The 1,124-nt window shown below is 41.2% G+C and carries 1 protein-coding gene; it reads left to right on the forward strand.

What is annotated here, in order from left to right; all coding sequences use genetic code 11:
- Positions 1-60: 60 nt before the first annotated feature.
- Positions 61-1,124, forward strand: a 1,064-nt coding sequence (locus tag KCG35_RS25530; RefSeq protein ID WP_215822667.1) for a DUF6531 domain-containing protein, incomplete at its 3' end; no start/stop codon positions are given.

Genomic DNA, 1,124 nt, shown 5'->3' on the forward strand with positions numbered 1-1,124 from the left:
CTGCGCAATTTTGCTTAATATAGCTGTTTCTTTTGCTATTTGAATTTTTTGGTGGTGTGCATGCCGTTTTACAGTCGCAGTAAAAAAAATAAATTAATTACGTTTATTTTTTGCTTACCTTTTTTATCTGCATTTTATGCCTTTTCTGCAGCAGAAACAGACTGTGTCGAAGCGGGGGGTAAGGCGAGCTGCCTTCTTCCCGAGCCATCTGACTGGAGTGTATCGTACTGTATTCCGGCTAATGCTTATCCCTCCAGGCATGCTGCACTTTGCAAAGCTACAGGAGGAACCTATATGGGAGCAGTAGCAAAGAGCTGCCCGGGTGGCAAGCCGATCACTGAAGAAAATTATATTGACGTAGCCCAAAAGTATATCTCAAACTCAAATAGCTTATGTAAAATAGAATCCTTGGATACCAGTTCATGGGGGGATGTAACAGCTGATGGCTGGCATTGTCGGAACATTGAAAAACGCATAGATGGTGGAATTGAAGTATATAGCGGACAGATTTTAACTTTTTCGGGGCAATCTAAATCTTCAAATGGACAATGTGACACATCAGCTAGATCTGTTATTTATGCAGATCGGTCAAGAGAATTAAAGTGCCCAGATGGGTATTACCAACGGATTAATCAGGATGGTAATAAAGAATGTTACAAAGTTAAACCATTTGTTGCCAGCCCAAAAGAAAATGGTCCCGCACAGTCTTGTCAAACACCCAGTAAAGGCGAACCTATTCGTATTGGTACGGGTAATATGTACCATATTGATACGGACCTTTCGGGTCCTCTACCTCTGGTGAGAACGTATAACAGTAGCTTAGGTAAATGGACCTTCAACACCGCTATCTATCTTCAGTTTGCTGGAAACATCTCAGTACTACACTTAGGTGATGGTAAGCAGTATACCTACAAAAAAATAGTCCATTATTGGGAAAGTGACCCTGATGTTTATCATCGCTTAGAGGAAACCAGTGAAGAAAATGCGTCATGGCGTATTACCTTTGCGGATAGTAGCCAAGCTTTATTTAATGATGAAGGACAGATCCTTGAGTTTAAAAAACCACAAGGTGAGTCCATTACCTACGAGCACACTTATAACCGCACGACCATTACAGACTCATT

Origin of the sequence: Zooshikella harenae, assembly GCF_018837975.1 — a bacterium.
Lineage (GTDB): Bacteria > Pseudomonadota > Gammaproteobacteria > Pseudomonadales > Zooshikellaceae > Zooshikella > Zooshikella harenae.